Annotated in this window: 14 protein-coding genes; 5 read left to right on the top strand and 9 right to left on the bottom strand. The window is 41.0% G+C overall.

Annotated elements, in window-relative coordinates:
• Window positions 1-57: 57 nt before the first annotated feature.
• Window positions 58-1,212, top strand: coding sequence for a universal stress protein (locus tag FD724_RS04610; RefSeq protein WP_179071741.1), 1,155 nt, complete (start codon window positions 58-60; stop codon window positions 1,210-1,212).
• Between the two features lie 4 nt (window positions 1,213-1,216).
• On the opposite strand, the gene FD724_RS04605 is transcribed toward FD724_RS04610, so the two are convergent.
• The 3 genes from FD724_RS04605 to FD724_RS04595 all read right to left on the bottom strand — a co-directional run bounded on the left by FD724_RS04605 (window position 1,217) and on the right by FD724_RS04595 (window position 5,531).
• On the bottom strand, window positions 1,217-2,713 hold the full coding sequence (locus FD724_RS04605; RefSeq protein ID WP_179071740.1) for a carotenoid oxygenase family protein: 1,497 nt from the start codon (window positions 2,711-2,713) through the stop codon (window positions 1,217-1,219).
• 116 nt (window positions 2,714-2,829) lie between these two features.
• A complete protein-coding gene (locus tag FD724_RS04600) occupies window positions 2,830-4,245 on the bottom strand; it encodes a folate/biopterin family MFS transporter (protein ID WP_179071739.1) in 1,416 nt (471 codons plus the stop codon).
• Window positions 4,246-4,727: 482 nt separating this feature from the next.
• Window positions 4,728-5,531 carry a hypothetical protein gene (locus FD724_RS04595; protein WP_179071738.1) on the bottom strand — a complete coding sequence of 268 codons (804 nt, stop codon included), beginning with the start codon at window positions 5,529-5,531 and terminating at the stop codon, window positions 4,728-4,730.
• A 703-nt stretch (window positions 5,532-6,234) separates the two neighbouring features.
• Between FD724_RS04595 and FD724_RS04590 the strand changes: the two genes are divergently transcribed.
• From FD724_RS04590 to FD724_RS04575, 4 genes are all read left to right on the top strand, one after another.
• The gene (locus FD724_RS04590) at window positions 6,235-7,473 is read left to right on the top strand and encodes an anhydro-N-acetylmuramic acid kinase (RefSeq protein ID WP_179071737.1); all 1,239 of its coding nucleotides are present in this window, start codon (window positions 6,235-6,237) and stop codon (window positions 7,471-7,473) included.
• A 131-nt stretch (window positions 7,474-7,604) separates the two neighbouring features.
• Window positions 7,605-8,051 (top strand): hypothetical protein, encoded by a 447-nt coding sequence (locus FD724_RS04585; RefSeq protein ID WP_114083579.1) that lies wholly within the window; start codon window positions 7,605-7,607, stop codon window positions 8,049-8,051.
• Between the two features lie 487 nt (window positions 8,052-8,538).
• Complete coding sequence (locus tag FD724_RS04580; RefSeq protein ID WP_179071736.1) at window positions 8,539-9,552, top strand: glycosyltransferase family 2 protein; 1,014 nt, start codon at window positions 8,539-8,541, stop codon at window positions 9,550-9,552.
• Window positions 9,553-10,420: 868 nt separating this feature from the next.
• A complete protein-coding gene (locus FD724_RS04575) occupies window positions 10,421-11,974 on the top strand; it encodes a serine/threonine-protein kinase (RefSeq protein ID WP_179071735.1) in 1,554 nt (517 codons plus the stop codon).
• Between the two features lie 476 nt (window positions 11,975-12,450).
• Here the strand turns inward: FD724_RS04575 and FD724_RS04570 are convergent, their stop codons facing one another.
• From FD724_RS04570 to FD724_RS04545, 6 genes are all read right to left on the bottom strand, one after another.
• Window positions 12,451-12,648, bottom strand: coding sequence for an NblA/ycf18 family protein (locus FD724_RS04570; RefSeq protein ID WP_041565841.1), 198 nt, complete (start codon window positions 12,646-12,648; stop codon window positions 12,451-12,453).
• Between the two features lie 664 nt (window positions 12,649-13,312).
• Window positions 13,313-14,038 (bottom strand): Stp1/IreP family PP2C-type Ser/Thr phosphatase, encoded by a 726-nt coding sequence (locus FD724_RS04565; protein ID WP_179071734.1) that lies wholly within the window; start codon window positions 14,036-14,038, stop codon window positions 13,313-13,315.
• Window positions 14,039-14,055: 17 nt separating this feature from the next.
• Window positions 14,056-15,741, bottom strand: a complete 1,686-nt coding sequence (locus tag FD724_RS04560; RefSeq protein WP_114083575.1) for an AarF/ABC1/UbiB kinase family protein — start codon at window positions 15,739-15,741, stop codon at window positions 14,056-14,058.
• Between the two features lie 144 nt (window positions 15,742-15,885).
• On the bottom strand, window positions 15,886-16,212 hold the full coding sequence (locus FD724_RS04555) for a DUF6825 family protein (protein WP_012407099.1): 327 nt from the start codon (window positions 16,210-16,212) through the stop codon (window positions 15,886-15,888).
• A gap of 138 nt (window positions 16,213-16,350) precedes the next feature.
• On the bottom strand, window positions 16,351-17,169 hold the full coding sequence (locus FD724_RS04550; RefSeq protein WP_256874451.1) for an ATP-binding cassette domain-containing protein: 819 nt from the start codon (window positions 17,167-17,169) through the stop codon (window positions 16,351-16,353).
• A gap of 81 nt (window positions 17,170-17,250) precedes the next feature.
• The gene (locus tag FD724_RS04545; protein WP_179071733.1) at window positions 17,251-17,985 is read right to left on the bottom strand and encodes an ATP-binding cassette domain-containing protein; all 735 of its coding nucleotides are present in this window, start codon (window positions 17,983-17,985) and stop codon (window positions 17,251-17,253) included.
• Window positions 17,986-18,135 lie beyond the last annotated feature (150 nt).

Here is an 18,135-nt window from a genome sequence, read left to right as displayed (position 1 = left end):
CATAGATAAAGCGCCGTTTTCCGATGAAATAGGATTGCGATAGAAACCAAGAATGAAATGTCAGACAATAATACTGGTTGGAATGGCACTGCACCTTTAAATTCTGGAAGTTACTCACTTTATCCGGCACGACGGCGGGGTAAACATAAAATATTTATTGGTATGGCTCCTGGAGTAGGGAAAACCTACCGGATGTTAGAAGAGGGACACGCACTTAAACAAGAAGGAATTGATGTCATCGTTGGGCTTTTGGAAACTCACGGACGCAAGGATACAACCGAAAAGGCAGAAGGACTGGAGATTTTACCCCGTAAGCAATATCCTCGCGGTGAGTTGACACTAACGGATATGGATACAGATGCTATTTTAAAGCGATCGCCACAATTAGCCTTAATCGATGAACTTGCCCATACCAACGTCCCTGGTTCCCCACGCGAAAAACGCTACGAAGATGTAGAAGTAGTTTTGGCAGCAGGTATTGATGTCTACTCCACAATGAATGTGCAACATTTGGAAAGTCTTAATGACTTAGTAGCTAGAATTACTGGGGTTGTAGTCCGTGAGCGAGTTCCTGATAGAATTCTGGATGAAGCAGATGAAATAGTGGTAGTGGATGTCACACCAGAAACATTGCAAGAACGGTTATTAGAAGGCAAGATTTACGCACCCCAAAAAATCCAGCAATCCCTCGATAATTTTTTCCAACGCCGTAACCTGATTGCTTTGCGGGAGTTAGCTTTGCGCGAAGTCGCAGACAACGTAGAAGAAAATGCGATCGCTACTATCCCCAATGGACAATCCTGTAATATTCATGAGCGCGTTTTGGTGTGTGTATCCACCTATCCCAACTCAGTACAGTTGTTACGCCGGGGTGCGAGGTTAGCTAGCTACATGAATGCCCCACTTTATACTTTGTTTGTTGCCGATCCAGAACGGTTCCTCACCAAGGAGGAAAGCCTACACATTCACACTTGTGAGAAACTCTGTAACGAATTTGAAGGTACTTTTCTTCGTGTTACTAACAGTAACATAGCTAATGCGATCGCAGAAGTCGCCGAGAAATATCGGATTACCCAAATTGTAATCGGAGAGAGTCAGCGATCGCGCTGGCAAATGCTCCTCAAAGGATCTTTGACGCAAAAATTGGTGCGCTTGCTCAAAAATATCGATTTGCATATCATTGCCAGCGAAAAAATGGTTTCATCCAAATAGGAGATCAAATTTCCCCAAAAACTTCAGAAGTAAAGCTTCCATGCAGCCCATAAGGGATATGATGCTTGAGATGTAGCCGTGCAATTGTTCCTTTAGAGAAATCACTAGCATCCAAAATTACCAAATCTGAGCGATGATGGACAGCATCATAAACTAAAGCTAATACCCAACCATCATCTTCCTTTTCAGAATCTGGGCGCGGGACAAAAATCGGTTCACCTACAAAACCACGAGGTGCAGCACTCCAAAACTGTCTTTCCCCAGACTGTAAATCAATTTTCAGCAATGCTTGTAAGGGAGCATTACCACTCTCTGCATGAGCCGCACCTATATATAGATATCGATAAGGGTGTCCCACATTCGCCGGATGGATGCTGGGAAATTCGCAACAGCGACTATCAATCAATTCTCGCTGCACTGTCCCATTCTTGAGATTTAGATAAAATCGCCAAAGTTGCCCAGGTGAAGAAGCTTCAAAATCAACTTGTCGAAAATCGCTTTTAGGCTCCACTTCTGGTAAATCTTGGTAGCAAATAGAATCAATCAGAACTTCCTCTCCTACCTCAAAAGCATTAACGTGGTGGAAAACGAAACCCGACTGAGTTTCCAGAAATTTTATCTCTTCTTGCCCTTTTTTGGGAAAACGGGGAATAATTATAATTTTTGTCGGTTGATTTGCTTGAAATTTGATACATTCTCCTGCCGCACGTATTCCCAAGGCAAAAGGTATGGGATTAAATGTGACAGGATTTTGAAAGAAGATGCAGTAGTTGGGAGTAATAACAAAATCGTGAATGAAACAGAAACCGGGAACCTTATGAGCTTGCTGTCTAACAATTTCACCCACTAAGTTTAGCTCGAAAATAGTAATGGTGGTAGATAATCCTGGCTTAATCGAAAAATTTACTAGGCGAGGTTCGCCCCCATCTTGTTCACAATTATTTTCCAAGCGGGGATGGGCAGCGAAAGCTTCACCTGCTGACAAAGCACCATTAAAATATTCATTTCCCAAAGTTTCAAGAGTCTTGGGATCGAGGCGATATGCTTCAGAAGCTTCCCACAGTGCTAGCAGTTTACCACCCCAATAGATAACATTTGTATTAGCAATATTTTTGAGTTTGAAATCAAAGATATTAGCTCGCCAACCACCGGGTTTTTGAGTACCAAAAGTACCGCGATAAAGAATTTTTCCCGCCTTTTGCTCTGCCAAATACCCAGTTGTCTGGACAAAGCGGTTGCGAAAATGGGCACGACCGTTGGTAAAGGTAATTTTGCTAATCATCCCATCTCCATCAAACGGGTGATGAAGAAATTTTCCATTCACATCCAACAAACCGGGGCCATTTCTAAACAGCGTGCCTTCTAATTCTCTGGGAATTTCCCCTTCTATATCATCAATCCAATAATCAAATTCTTGGGTGAGAGATTGATACCCACCTTGCCAATCTGCACGAGTATAAAATTTTTCTGTAACTGGGCTTCCTTGACTTTTCAAATGCATAAGCTTTGTTTTTTATTGTTATCTCGTACAAAAATATGTAGCAGCTAAAAAGAATTCCGTTGCAGCAAGGTTGCAACAGGGAGGCAGCGCACTGACTCGACTTTGGATTTATTACACTATTCCACTATTTCCGACTCTGGTTCTGTCAGTACCAACTCAGACATCAAATCAGGTAAGAAAGCTTGTTCCCCATCTTTGGATGTCTCAGCTTGCTCTTCAGCAGCAGGTAGCCAGTTGATAAATGGTAGGGGTAACAGTGTACTAAGGTTAGTAATTATTACCAATAGCCAAAGTGACTCAAAGTTAGTTGCAGTTATCCCCAGCCAATAGGTGATTAATGCCCCCAATGCTTGGGAAACCGTTCCTGCTGAATTAAATACCGACATCAACAAGGCAAATAAAGTTGCTTCCACTCCAGAGGGACAAAGCCTTGCTGCTAGAACCATGACTTGCATAAAGGCAATTTTCCCCATCACAGTGAGAATAAGACTATCACCCAAACTAAACCAGTGGTCATCTATACCCAACAGCCGGTTTGTGTGAGTCACTAACAACAGCATCGTCATCCCTAACATTGAAGAAAGGACGGTACTCCAAGCAAAAATCACGCGAAAAGGAATGCTTTTGAGAAAACGTTGAAAAATCCAAACACCTGCTAAAGAAGCGAAACTTGTCACCAAGTTTACCCGCCCCAAAAATTCTGGTTCAAAGTGTAATTCGTTGGTAGAGAAGTAGAAAAAGGCTGATTCAGCATTTGGGGTAGCTTGCCAGATGAAGACAAAAGCCGTTGGTAGCCAAATTGTTTTTTGGGTAATAGCTTGGCGTAGCTGCTTCAGTTGATGTTTGATTGGTAAAGGGTTAGTTTGATTACTCTCATTAGTATCTTTACTAACGGGAGATTCAGCAATTAACCAAGCTACCCCTGAGACAATGAGAGGGAATAAGGCGGTAATTCCAAAGACAGTACGGGTAGTAAAGTATTGAAGCAGCAGACCGCTAAAGTATGCTGTTATTAAACCTCCGATCGCAGAAGCACCCCAGCATACAGATTGTAGTGAACCGGCTTTTGCTTGGGATTCACCTCTGGCACGTTCCACAACTAGCGAGTCAACTATCACGTCACTCATGGCAACGGAGAGAGAACCAAGAGCGATCGCTAACGTAGCCGCCCAGCTAGTATGAACTATTTTGGCCAAACTCATCCAGGAAGCAGTTCCCAGTATCCCGGATAAAATCAAGTAAGGACGACGACGATAACCAAATATAGGTAAGCCATCAGAGATAAAACCAAACACTGGCTTGATCATCCAAGGTAGGAAGACAATTCCCAATAGCGCCGACACTTGGACTGGACTCAGTAGCAGTTCATCTTTGAGGAAAAAGCTCACGGCTAAACGCGATAGCCCTAAAATTCCTTGAACAAAGTAAACGGTGAGAATTGCAATTAACTCCGCATTGGGTTCATTACCCAAGAAGATTTTTTGTGTGAATGAGTCTTTGACCTTGGACAAGCCAGATGATTGAAGCACCATTCGATAAATATTTTTTAAGTTTTATCTACTTTTCTATCATATCGATTCTTAAAACCTAGGCTTTAGGATCAGTTCTATGCCAAGTTAAGCTTTTAGGCTGGGTAATGCCAATATCTCTAAGCAGAAGGCAATCTAGGCATTATCTAAGTGTTGTAGAGTGGTTGCCCATAAAATAAATAGCAAAACAATTAGGGTGAGTTTACCTAAGTAAGCTCACCCTAACTTGTGTTTAATATTGACTTTTTGCTGGAACTTCTGAAATCCTGCCTATGGCACGCTACGCGAAGTGGAGCCTGGGAGTAAGGCATAGAGAAAATCAGGCAAATCTTACTGAGCTAAAATTGGTGTCTTTAATAAAATTGCTTTAAAGCAGTGCTATTAAAGTGGCGATCGCTTGAGAGTGATATTCTCTTAATTATCATCAGAAGTGCAGAAGATACTTAATGTGAGCTAGAAATTGCGTTGTTTGCAAGCCACTAGACTTAAGACAATTGCAAAACTGACTTTTTCTTGGCTCGACCGGTCATAACTGAAGCAGCACCCACAAAACCAATTGCAAAAACTCCTAATACAGAAGAAGACTCAGGCACCGCTTGAGTAACAATATTACCGGTGATACTCTTGTAACTACTGGCGACTGTGTGGTTATCTGATTCAAAACCAGTTCCGCCAATATTGGTGAATTGAACCTGATCAAAAGTTCCGCCAACATCGTAGAAGTTGATGAACGCATAGGGTTCTCCAGAATTTTGATTTTGGAATTGTGAATTAGGATTACTGTAGTAGCTGGTTTTATTTGGTAGCTTTGCGATATAACTAACCACATCAGCGGTAGTCAAAGTTTGTACAACCTGACCTTGTGAAAGAAATGTAATTACGTTGTTAGCGTCTCCCGCAGACCACCAAAGCCCAAAGTAACTTTGTGGGCTTGTCAAATTGAGGGTGGAAACTGTTTGACCATTACCCGATCTATTCGTGTCTACATCAAAATACTTACCTGTTCCACCAGCAGCACCATATTGATCTGGATTCAAGATCAGAGTATTGCTATAGCTACCAATCTTTGTTTCTCCATCTTTCCATTCAAATCCTGTAGCACTATAACCTTGTGCTTGTGAATCAAAAGTGTCTACATGGGCATTAACAAGATTTGATAATTGTGCATTTTGTACGCCTGCGTTTTCTATTGATACCGCAAAAGACGCAGCCATTACAGGACGGCTAACAGTAGCTAAGGACAAAACAACACCAGAAGCGATCGCAGACTTAATTAAAAGATTTTTCATTTGACAATCCTTTTTCGTTTTTTAATCTTTCGTGTTCATAGCCTCATTGTGCGATGTACTTCTAGATTCCAACATCAGAGGTATTACTACTTTTTTGATTTGACTATAACCAGATAGAAATGCAGGTTATTGGATTTTATTTAGAGGATAATCACTGATGTTATGTTGTGCGATGTCTATAGCTTTATGTAGAAAATGCGAAGTTATCAGTGCTAAATTGTAAATAAGCTTCATTTATAAAAAGTGCCGTTTTGTGATTCGCAGGCAGTTTATATTTCTAGGGTTCTAGATCAAGAAGGCATGAGGCATTGTGCGATGTCAAACTATTGAAAATCAGTGCTTATTCCTTGGCTGAATAGTTTTTCAACTTCAAGAACAAGATTATCTTGGTTCTTCTTTCAGGTAATTACATAACCTGCATTTTGCTGTGTAATTAACTTCACAATCTGTTTATGGCAACCGATTGCATCAATTTTCACAATATATCCAGACAGGTCTCATACATCTCATAACTCTGGAATTGCTGTAATTTCAAAATTATTCTTTTTACTTCAAGGGAATATGACGTTATTCTGTCGACTGCCCCTCACCCTTTGCCTCAAAATTCGTCTTTTTCCAATCAACCATGCCACCTTACTTCTTTTGACATGGGTAGTAGCATGAATTAAACTACCTCTTGCAATCCAAAAAAGAATCTTGAACAATGCATCCGACTGAAAAAGCTGCTGTCTCTACTCGCGTTATCGGTTTAATTAGTGGCACATCCGTAGATGGCATAGATGCTGTGTTAGTAGAGATTTTCGGTACAGAATTGGATCTTAAAGTTGAGTTACTAGCCGGTAAAACATATCCTTATCCATCTGAACTCAGAGAAAAAATACTAGCGGTTGGTGCAGGCGTTGCCATCTCAATGGCAGAATTGGCAGAAATAGATGATGCGATCGCCCAAGTCTTTGCCCAAGCCGCCCAAAATATTCAAATTGGTCATCAGCTAGCTACTCTCATTGGCTCTCACGGTCAGACGGTTTATCATCGACCACCCAAAGAAGGAGCAGGGGGAGCAGGGAAGCAGAGGAGCAGGGGGAGAGAAATGCTCACTCCTCATTCAGCACTTAGCACTCCTTTGGGTTATAGTCTCCAACTAGGGCGGGGTGAATTGATTGCCTATCTTACGGGCATTACAACTGTGAGCAACTTCCGCGTTGCTGATATCGCTATTGGCGGTCATGGTGCGCCTCTTGTGCCCAGAGTAGATGCCTATTTGCTCAGTCATCGTGAAGAAGGGCGTTGTATTCAAAACATTGGTGGCATTGGTAATGTAGCTTATATTCCGCCTCGGTATGGCGATTGGCTCTCAAAAATTCGTGCTTGGGATACTGGCCCAGGAAATAGTCTGTTGGATCTGGCGGTAGAGCATTTAAGCGCTGGTGCTAAAACTTACGATGAAAATGGCAATTGGGCAGCAAGTGGTACTCCTTGCCATCTTTTGGTAGAACAATGGCTCAACCAAGATTACTTTCATTTACCACCGCCCAAATCTACTGGTCGGGAGTTATTTGGTGTGACTTATCTACATCAGTGTTTAAAAGATGCCCAAGAATACCAACTCAATGCTGCTGATATACTGGCAACTCTGACGGAACTGACAGCTGCTTCGATTGTTCATAGTTACCGCACTTTTTTGCCAGAAATGCCACAACGAGTACTATTATGTGGTGGTGGTAGCCGCAATCTCTATTTGAAACGTCGATTAGAGTTATTGTTGGCATCAATCCCAGTATTGGCTACAGATGAAGTTGGGTTAAATGCAGATTTTAAAGAAGCGATCGCTTTTGCAGTTTTAGCCTATTGGCGGCATTTGGGCATTCCTGGCAATCTACCTACTGCTACTGGAGCACCTCAAGAAGTGCTTTTGGGAGAAATTCACCAAAGTCAGTCCTGAGTTCTGAAAGAGGAACAATAAAAAATTTCTTCATTATTCACTCAGGACGGACTAAACGCCCCGCTATTCATGTACAGCACTGCTATAACTGTAATCTTGGCGGTACTCGATCAAGACAGGGAATATATAAGGTGGCTCATACTTTTTTATTGGAACCAGGACGCTGGGCAATGCAAGGAAATTGGCTGGAACGAAATGGTATGCCAATCAGCGTCAAGGGTATGACCTTGGTAGCTTGGAATCGAGATAACTGGTTCACTATGGCTACAAAGCTGATATTTCCTGGTAGCGATCGCTCAGAAATCTCTCTACAATACAAAGGACGATTGCATGAGGGAGAGCGTCAGTATACTTTTTTACTACAGCATAATATTTTGGGGCAAGTTGAAGGTGAAGGTTGGATTGGTCTAGATACTATTGTGCAGCGTTACTGGGTACTAGGCGATCGTCAGCGTCGTAGTGGCTTTGAAACCCTACATCGGATTTCCGAAGATAGATATTACCTAAGTAGTGGTATCTTAGCTGGTCATTTTTTAACTAACACAATGGAAGTTAGCCTAGAGCGTCAATCAACCTAAGAGCAATTTACCTCGCTGCTGTGAGTCTAACCTGTAAACTGAAACCATATTGTCTAAATAACTCTAGCAACGTAATGATTTGGCAATGTTCAAGTTTATTTTCACCAACTTACTCAAAGCAACATACAATATGAATAAAACTAATTTATTCTCAATAAAGTTTAAAGATTTCATAAAGACTTTTTTATTGATAAAAATTTAAGCGACATCGATAGCGAGTATTCGTTCTGCTGCAAAGAAGCAAGCTACGCACAGCGTCTCGTAGAGAGTGTCATAGCCCGTCCTAGATATCGCTTTGATCTTGCAAACTAAATCAAACGAAAAATAAGCATTTTTTCATTTGTTTTTAATGTTGGTTGCGATCAAGAGTAATTTTAGATGCGTTTGCCCTGCCGACTACTTAGTTGTATAGTAAAGAGGAAGTTATCAAAATTATCTTCATAATCTTAGGACTATTAATTAACTGTGTAATCAGGAGTTCAGTTTTATGAATCCTAAAGTATCCGTCATTATTCCTGCTTACAATACTGAAGCTTATATTGCGAAGGCGATACAGTCAGCCTTAGAGCAAACGCTCCATGATATTGAAGTCATCATAGTCGATGATGGTTCAAGTGATAAAACTGTAGAAGTCGCTAAAAGTTTTACTGACCACCGCCTCAAAGTAATAGTTAATCAACAAAACCTTGGAGTTTCTGCTGCGCGTAATCGTGCCATCAAAGCAGCTAAAGGAGAATGGGTTGCTGTTCTTGATTCAGATGACTGGTATGCTCCTGAAAGATTAGAAAAACTTCTGTTGCTGGCAGCAAAAACAAATGCAGACATAATTGCTGACGATCTCTATTTAATCCATGATGGCGCAACATCTCCTTGGAGTACATTTATTCAAGAAAATGGAGAGTATCTAGATGAAGCTCTCCAAATTGATCTCATTTCATTTGTAAAAAGTGGTGTCTATGGAGAACCAGTGTTGCCTTTTGGTTTAAGCAAGCCTATATTCAAACGAGAATTTTTGGTTAAGCACGGCATTCTGTACGATGAAAGTGTGAGCATAGCTGAAGATTTTTGGTTTGATGTGGAATGCCTCATCAATGGTGCCCGCTTTTTTATTGTGCCAGAACCCTATTATTTCTACCGCTCACGCCCTATTTCTCTTGTACGTCAAAGTATATTATCACGTCTAAATCAATGCTGCATAGCTACTAATTCTTTCATGCAACAAGAAAGGGTGAAAAACAATCCAGCTTTAATGCTTGCTCTATCTTATAATCTTGCATCCTATAAAAAACATCTAGCTTACTATCAAGTTGTAGTGCCTATAAAGCAAAGAAGATGGTTAACAGCATTAAGAGAAATCATGAAAAATCCGCACTTCTTTTCTGTTTTTATTTCCCAGTTGAACAATATTATTAAACGTCGAATACAATACTATGTAATGGGTAATAAATCAGTTTTTGATATGTCTTATAACCTACAGAAAAAACGAACAATAGCGAATTGATATTATCACAATTTCATGCGTAAATAATACATTTTTACCTAGTTATAATAAGTCTGAAGGTTAAAACCTGGTCAAGCAATAAGTATTTGTTGTTATCCCTACTAAACAAAACAAAGGCAGAAGACAGTTTTGCTGGAAGTAGAATGAAAGTGTTAATCAAGTAAAACTTTAGTTGTGAGTCATTGACCACTAAAATCACAGTTACAAATCCTAGCAAACTAGAGAACTTTTTATGAGACACAAGGGCTTGGAGCTGATAAAAGCTAGACAGGAAGCCCTCATCTCTTTCTTTGATGCTTTATTGATATTCAAAACCCTGACTCATCACTCAGTTATCATAACTCTGTAGTGAGTGTGGTAGTTCCCAATTAAGATTTTTGGCAGATGCTAGAGTTATCTATTGGCTCAAAATTGGGCAAACTAAAACTACAACATAATTAAAGTGCAAAATGATATGAAGCGTCATTATCTACTCTTTCTGCTTGTTTGCTCTGGCATATTGCACCAGTTGTAATTACCATCTCTGTTGCAAACTACCACAGGATGGCTGCAATCTTCTAAAAGAGGGCTAGAAAAAGCTAGTATAGCACTGCGTAAATGTACTTACTATCTTAATTAAACAAGACTTGGGGCAAAATCCTCTTCTTAAAGGTAGGCAAATTTCCACCCCAGTGTACTAGCACAGAACTGTGTAGATAGAGCAACGACTGGAAATCATCCAACAGCCATCCTATAAGCTTTTTGACTTCTATTTCTGCCTTATGGTACGAATCTAGAAAGTCATTTCTGGGCGCAATAATTCATATATCAGTTTGAATGCACTTTTTCTCCTAAACACTTACAACCTGCTTTTGGATTCAAATTCTCTATGTCAGACCCCAACATTGGTCGCTTACTCAGCAAACGCTACCAACTCCAGGAGTTAATCGGTACTGGAGCAATGGGTCGAGTTTATCGTGCTAAAGATACTTTGTTGGGAGGTGTACCTGTCGCGGTTAAGTTTCTCGCTCTATCAATTCAAAATGAAAAGATGCGATTGCAAGACCGCTTTGAGCGAGAAGCAAAAACCTGTGCTTTACTAGGTCAAAAAAGTATCCACATTGTCCGAGTTATGGACTATGGCGTAGATGAGAATAATACCCCGTTCTACGTCATGGAATATCTACAAGGACAAAGCCTAAACAATATTATTCGTAAGCAACGACTGCCTTTACCAAGATTTCTGAGTATGGCGCGTCAACTAAGTCTGGGGTTACAGTGCGCTCATGATGGCATCCCAGTTGAGGGCACAATTTGCCCAATTATCCATCGGGATGTCAAGCCAAGCAATATGTTGGTGATTCAAGATCCCAGTTTCGGAGAATTGGTCAAGGTTCTAGATTTTGGTATTGCTAAGTTATTACAGTCGGATGGCGACCATACAAAATTCTATTTGGGGACATTGGCTTATTCTTCTCCCGAACAGATGGAGGGTAAGGAATTAGACAACCGTGCTGATATTTATAGTTTGGGTGTAATGATGTTTGAGATGCTCACAGGCAAAATGCCACTAGTGGCACAAACTCATTCTTTTGGAGCATGGTATAAAACACATCACTATCAAAAACCACGTTCTTTTGCTGAGGTTGCACCTGGGTTAGAACTACCAAAAGAAATCGAAAATTTGGTGATGAGTTGTCTCGCTAAGGTAGCACGCGATCGCCCCCAGAGTATCAACGAAATCCTGAGAGTTCTAGCATCTCTAGAAAAACCTGAGCATACACGCAAAGTTAAGCAAGATAGCTATGCCCTAATTCCTACTACTACGGCTAGTCCTGAGCTTGAACAAAAGACTAAAGCCGATTTGCGGGCATCCTTGTCTAACGATGAAATCGCTCGTGCTATTTCCTGGCCCCAAAATAAACCAATTGCCGATATTGTGTTTCCTCAGTCCATTCAAAGCAATGGGGAGGTTTTACCAGCGCTATGGGTGATGCTACCGCAAGAAGAAATTCAGAAGCGCTTACTCTGTACCCGCTATAACCAATTTCTTTTTATCTCTATTCCCCATCCCATGTTGCTATGGATTACTGTCATCTACAACCGCAAGCATGGTGCCAAATGGTTACCTTACTACCTTGATCTAAAAACCAGTCTTGGTCAAGAAATTACTCGGTTATTACAGCACACAGGTTACTACCGACTGTTGTTCTTTGCACGAGAAACACCAAATCGGTGTACACACATCTTACCTTCCAGCGTCGCTTCTGCCCAGCGTCAACGACTGCAAGAGTGGGTCGCAATGAGCAACACATTGATGTCTTCTGCCGACCCGCAAATGAGTAAAAGCTTGCTTAAAAATGAGTACGAAAAAATTAAGCCTCAAATTCTGGCAAAACTGGAAAGCATTGATACAGATTCTCCATACGATCTTTCCAGCTAGGAATAATTTCTTAATATTACATGTAATATATGTAGCTAAGAGCTACTAACTCAAAGAATGTAAACTTTTATAAACAAAATATATATAAAGATGTAAGTTCTAGTTATATGTATAAAGAGTGAAAACGCGATCTGCAAAATGTGGAATGTCTAAATTATCTCTAAGTATTCTTGTGTACATATTTCAGAGAGTTGTAAATATTACGCAAGTGTAATTCTCTGACCAGACAAAAGAGAAAGTAAAAAAGTTTTGCTCAAGCGAACGGTAAGTTTAGCCTGCAAAGCTAAAGTTATGTCTAGACTCCAGCAGATGTGCAGTCGAAAGTTTTACTAGTTGTTAGTTAATTTATTGAATTGAATTCTTGCGCCGCTCTTTTGAAATTGTTTATCGAAGTTGACGCCCCGACATCCCCAGCTCTTTTCCTCCTTGGAACCAAGCAAGAGAAGGAGGTCGTCCACTGCGACAGTAGAACGACTCTATGCCATAGTGGAACCGGAATCTAAGCCCCACTGATGTTTAAGAAGCTCCTGATAAGTTGCTTCGCGCACTACCATTTGCTCATAGAGCTTTACTAGAAAGTCTTTAGCTTGGTCGTGGCTCATATTCTGTACTTGAGTGGCAAATGAGCAGATGCTGAATTGCTGTTCCAAGGATAGTTTCATTGGTTGGTTCATATTTAACTCCGTAAAAAAACGCGTAAAGGTGATATCGCTTACAGAAGTCCAAATGGGATAATAATTGGACTTGTATGTGTCCAACATTTGTTCCTCCGTATTAAGAAAGATAACAATTGTTTGACACGTTGCCCACATCCTAAGTGTGGATTTTTTTTGATATGATATCTTGCACCTAATCCTGCTGATATACTACCCAAGTCAGCCTAGCCGTATTCCGGAAAATAAGCTCTGTTTGAACGAAGTGTAGATATAACTACCTCTCAACCATTTCTGTTTTGCACTGATCTCTTTTGAGGAGATAAGCAGATTTTGTCCTGAGTCCTATACGTTTTCCTGTTTGAGAAAAACATAAGATACTCTGTCTCCACAAATAAATATGGAGGAAGCTTCGAAAGCTAGGACTTTCAGGAGGTTGGGGAATGAATGGTAATAAGCGTGAATTATAGTCGCTCTACCTTATTATGTGCAAGATGTCAATTTATCAATTTGATGCAAATTCAGCCTCATTAGTTGACTTTGGAGGCTAAAAATATTTGTATCAAATTGTAAAAACTAAAAATGCTCACACTGAACAAATTGCTGAGTATATCTACCAGAATTGTCATTTGTCATTTGTCAGTTGTCCTTTGTTTAAGGTTACTAAGCATCGACTAATGACTATTTATTCTAGTGAAACGATGACAACTGTGATGTTATCGTGCCCTCCATGATCCTTAGCAGCCTCAATTAGAGAGATGGCGGCCTTATCAAGCCAAGGAGCATCTAAGAGACAGCTAGCAATCTTCTGTTCCACAAGTTCTTCTGTAAGACCATCACTACATAAAAGCAAGCGATCGCCAGCTTTGACATCTAGTGGTTGCACATCAATCTGATGCAAGTCTTCACGCCCCAAACAGCGCGATAATACATGACGAAAAGGATGCGATCGCGCTTCATCTAAGGTTATGTCACCGATTTTGATTGCTCGTGCAACCCAAGTGTGGTCTTCTGTTACCTGCTCTAAGTGCGATTCTCGGAAGCGATACAGCCGCGAATCGCCAACATGAGCGCACCAGGGTGACTCTGGGGCGCGAAAAATTACTGCTACAACTGTTGTGCCCATATCAGCACGTTCGGGATGATTTTGCTGATCTTGCAAAATCGCTTCATTGGCACCCCACAAAGCTTGCTCTAGCAATTCTTGAGAAGATTTAGAAGATTCCCAATTTGCCAGCAAATATGCCTGAATTTCTGCCGTGGCTATGCGGCTTGCTTCTTCACCTCCAGCATGGCCACCCATTCCATCGGCAACAACAAAAAACCGCCCTTCTGGGTCGACATAGTAAGCATCCTGATTATTAGAACGAATAAGTCCCGGATCGCTAAAACCCGTGAAATTAAGTTTCATAATTTTTTTTGCAACAATTAATACATACGATCGTAACGGTCAAGGCGCAAAAGTAGTCGGATCAAGATCACTGAAATCACTAGTGCAATTAAACCAGGCAGCAGTGCCCACCAGACATGATTGCTAACTACTAAGATCGTAGCTGAAAGTGTGAAACCACTGATTAACAGAGCATAGCTCATTGAGAGCTGAATACTGCTCTGCCTCCGCAATAGCCGTTCAGTTTCTATAGACCGAACGCGGAGGCGCATATCTCCGCGTTCTAGCTTTTCTAGCGTATCTTCTAATCTACGTGGTAGACCAAAAGCAGTACTACTTACCTGAGCTGCTTGACGACTTAATTCATTAATAAAGGTATTCCCCTCAGAACCATTCATATCGGTCATAAGCTGCATTGCATAAGGTTTGGCAACTTCCATAAAGTTAAACTCTGGATCTAAACCTTTGCCTACTCCTTCTAGGGTAGAAAAGGCTCGCATCACAAAAGTGAAGGTTGCTGGAAATCTAAATGGCTGATTATAAGCTATTTCATAAAGGTCGTCACTGATTGCCGCCACAGACTGATTTTCAAAGGGCTTATCCATAAAATGATCCAGCATGTACTGGACGGAACGCCGCACTGGGCCCATATCATCTGTTGGGGCGATCGCGCCTAAATCGATCAGAGACTGCACAACGCGATCGCCATCTTTTTGAGCGATGCCAAACAGTGTTTGCATCAGTCCCTCGCGCACGTTGGATTTAATCCGCCCCATCATGCCGAAATCGTAGAATATTAAAGCCCCACTTGCACTAATGGCAATATTGCCTGGGTGAGGATCGGCGTGAAAAAAACCACTATTGAGTAGCTGTAGTAAGTAAGCTTGAGCGCCTTGACGAGCGATCGCCTTTCGATCCAAACCGGCTGCTTCTAAAGCTTCGTATTGGCTAATTTTAATTCCAGGGAGATATTCTAAAGTCAGCACTCTGGAACTGGCATAACGCCAATATACTCTTGGGACGTTCACCCAATCGTAGCCGCGAAAATTTCGGCGAAAAGTATCGGCGTTACGACCTTCGTTAAGATAATCAATTTCTTCCCAAAGAATGCGACAACATTCTTCATAAATACCTAACCAATCTCTTCCACGTCCCCATTTGGGATGGTTTTGAAAGTAGCGGGTAATTCCCTTGAGAATTTGTAAATCTATTTCAAATAACTTCTTTAATCCAGGACGTTGCACCTTGACAACAACCGATTCTCCACTATGTAGCACAGCTTTGTGTACTTGTCCCAAGCTAGCAGCAGCTAAGGGAATTGGTTCAAAATTATCGAAGAGTTCAGGAATTTTTTTGCCTAATTCTTTCTCAATGGTCGCTTCTACTTGCTCATAGCTAAATGCCGGTACTTTGTCTTGTAATTTGGCTAGTTCTTCTACATATTCACCAGGGAAGATATCAGCACGGGTGGAAAACAGTTGCCCAACTTTGATGAAGGTTGGGCCTAAATCCAGCAGGGTATTGCGAATCCAGACCGCTTGGGTTTTGCGTCTTGCAGTTTGCTTTACCTCAGTCACGCCACCCGGATAACTCCAAGATTTGTTGTATAGCCAAAGTTTGAACAATAAGGTCAAGACAAAAGACCAAATGTCCACAAAACGCCGTCTGCTAGAGTATTTTTCCCGATTCCAACGGTATGCCTTATCTGAATAACCTTGTTCCATATCCTTTTGTGTACCGTTGGTTTGCAACCGAATCACTTGAAAAAGAAGACACTCTGATTCCTAAACTGTTTTTTCATAAGTGTCATTTGTCATTTGTCATTTGTGAATAATTTTCGACCAATGACCAATGACCAATGACTAAATTTACGCAGAAGTTCTGCGATAATGTTGCAATTCTGTGCGTAACAGGGCAATTTCTGCTCGTAATTCATCAATATCTGCTTGCAAGTCACCTGAATCAGAATTGGTTTGTCCACTACCCGTAGTAGCTTGACCAGAATTAGCTGCTTCTGCTGACCGATTTGCCCGCTCTAGGACTTCTTCTGTAAACTGGCGTAACTGCTCTCTAGCTTCTGCATCAAATTTGCCCAGATCGCTCAAAGCATCGGTCAAGGCGACCTCTAAACGCTCATTAACTACTTCGGCTACTGCTCTGCCTACGAAAAAGGCTTGTACTAGTGGGTTACTCATAAATTTTTGTTACGTTGATCCGCAAGAGAATTATAACTTGCCTGTATGCTTTACGGCTTCTGCTGGAGAGTTAGAGATTTAGAGTTAGCGATATACCAATTCAATCATTCGCGGAGTTGACAGACATACAAGCGACAGCTACACCGGTCTGGAATAACATATATCATGACATTTCAGCAACTCTTGATAATATTGCTCTGGTGTATTGGGTAAATAGGTTGTAATTTGCAAGGCTTGCTCTCTCAAGTTGAAACTTTGAGTAATGTTAATCTGACTGAGAAAATCTAAATCATGGGAAATGACCCAAATAGCTCCTTGATAGTCATTGATACCTACTACCATTTGTTCAACGGTTTCAATATCTAGGTTATTAGTTGGCTCATCGAGAATCAGCAGATCGATTTCTGAGATACCGATCATAGCGATCGCTAATCTTGCCAATTCACCGCCACTCAGCACAGAGGCGCTTTTGTGAACATCATCATATTTAAAGAGAAAGTGTCCCAACTGTTGACGCAAAAGCTGATAGCTAAGATTAGCATTGGCAGCTTGCATATTTTCCAGAATTGTGTATTGACGATTTACAAGTTCGTAGGTTTGATCGAGATATACAGCTTTCATCGCTGGTGCAAGCAAAACCTCACCTGAGTCCAAAACTACTGTTTGGTTTTCCATTCCTAAAATAGCCTTTACCAGACTCGATTTACCAGAACCGTTTGCGCCGATAATGGCTATGCGATCGCCAGAGGACACGTGCAGTTGAATATTTTGAATCAATAGACGTTCTGATACCCTAAGATTTGCACCCTGGATATTAATGAGATTTCGGCGCTTTTGATTTTTTTCCTCTAGCGGAATACTTGTAACTTTTGTAGTTTTGACTTTTGTCTCTGCAACCTTTTGATTAGCTTTGGCTACTGCTGCTTCGTGTTTCTTTTTTGCAGTTCCAGTAGACACCTCAGCTTTGGTTTTAATGAGTCCTGCTGCGATTCTATCAATACTACCATTGAGAAACTTGGCGCGACCGTTATGCTTAGATTAGGCTGCGCGTTGCTGTTCTTGCATCGCTGTGGCTTGGGTACGTTTGAGTTCCTTTCTGGCGACTTCGTGCGATCGCAATGCTGCCTCTAACTCGATTTCTTTCTGTTCTCGATACTGAGAAAAATTTCCTCCATATACTTTCAAAGCATCAGGTGTGAGTTCCCAAGTAACATCTGTAACTTGGTCTAAGAAAAAGGGTTTATGTGAGACAATTACAAACGCACCAGTGAAATTTTGCAAAAATTGTCTTAAGCTTTCTAAGGCTTGCAAATCCATGTGGTTAGTTGGCTCATCTAGCAACAGCAAATTGGGCTGTTGAGATAATCCGATTGCCAGAAATAGTTTTGTTAGTTCTCCACCACTCAAGTTAGCAATTGGTAGATAAAGATTAATATTTGTATCGAATTGTGTTTGCAAAATCTCCTCAATCTTCCACCATTCATCAGAGACATAAATCAAAAAATCAAGTACTGTTTCTGCTGTAATTTTTTGTCTGACAGTGCTGATTTGTGGCAAATAGTAGACAACACCATTGCGCCAAATAGAACCAATACTGGGACTAATTTGACCTGCAAGTATCTTTAATAGAGTTGATTTTCCTACACCATTGCGACCGACTAAAGCAATGCGATCGCCTGCCTCAATACTCACCTGGATTTTTTGAAACAAAGTTCTATCTAAGCTAAGTTCGTAAGCTAAATTCTCAGCTAATAATATTGATTTTTTCTGCATTATTTCCAAACTTAAATTCGCAAGCTTCTGCCCGTATGTTTACAGGAGTTACGGGTATATTAGACACAAAAAACTTAGCCGCAGACACTTACCAAGCGGTTAAATGTAAATATGAATGATGACAATATTGTTAGTACATGACTGTGTGAA

It is taken from the genome of Nostoc sp. C057 (assembly GCF_013393925.1).
Taxonomy (GTDB): Bacteria; Cyanobacteriota; Cyanobacteriia; order Cyanobacteriales; family Nostocaceae; genus Nostoc; species Nostoc muscorum_A.
Note: the sequence above shows the minus strand (reverse complement) of the source record. Positions and strands in the feature narration are given on the sequence as shown.

Coding starts and splice junctions, on each gene's coding strand:
- FD724_RS04610 (WP_179071741.1), top strand. CDS start 58: ATGTCAGACAATAATACTGGTTGGAATGGCACTGCACCTTTAAATTCT.
- FD724_RS04605 (WP_179071740.1), bottom strand. CDS start 2,713: ATGCATTTGAAAAGTCAAGGAAGCCCAGTTACAGAAAAATTTTATACT.
- FD724_RS04600 (WP_179071739.1), bottom strand. CDS start 4,245: ATGGTGCTTCAATCATCTGGCTTGTCCAAGGTCAAAGACTCATTCACA.
- FD724_RS04595 (WP_179071738.1), bottom strand. CDS start 5,531: ATGAAAAATCTTTTAATTAAGTCTGCGATCGCTTCTGGTGTTGTTTTG.
- FD724_RS04590 (WP_179071737.1), top strand. CDS start 6,235: ATGCATCCGACTGAAAAAGCTGCTGTCTCTACTCGCGTTATCGGTTTA.
- FD724_RS04580 (WP_179071736.1), top strand. CDS start 8,539: ATGAATCCTAAAGTATCCGTCATTATTCCTGCTTACAATACTGAAGCT.
- FD724_RS04575 (WP_179071735.1), top strand. CDS start 10,421: ATGTCAGACCCCAACATTGGTCGCTTACTCAGCAAACGCTACCAACTC.
- FD724_RS04570 (WP_041565841.1), bottom strand. CDS start 12,648: ATGAACCAACCAATGAAACTATCCTTGGAACAGCAATTCAGCATCTGC.
- FD724_RS04565 (WP_179071734.1), bottom strand. CDS start 14,038: ATGAAACTTAATTTCACGGGTTTTAGCGATCCGGGACTTATTCGTTCT.
- FD724_RS04560 (WP_114083575.1), bottom strand. CDS start 15,741: ATGGAACAAGGTTATTCAGATAAGGCATACCGTTGGAATCGGGAAAAA.
- FD724_RS04555 (WP_012407099.1), bottom strand. CDS start 16,212: ATGAGTAACCCACTAGTACAAGCCTTTTTCGTAGGCAGAGCAGTAGCC.
- FD724_RS04545 (WP_179071733.1), bottom strand. CDS start 17,985: ATGCAGAAAAAATCAATATTATTAGCTGAGAATTTAGCTTACGAACTT.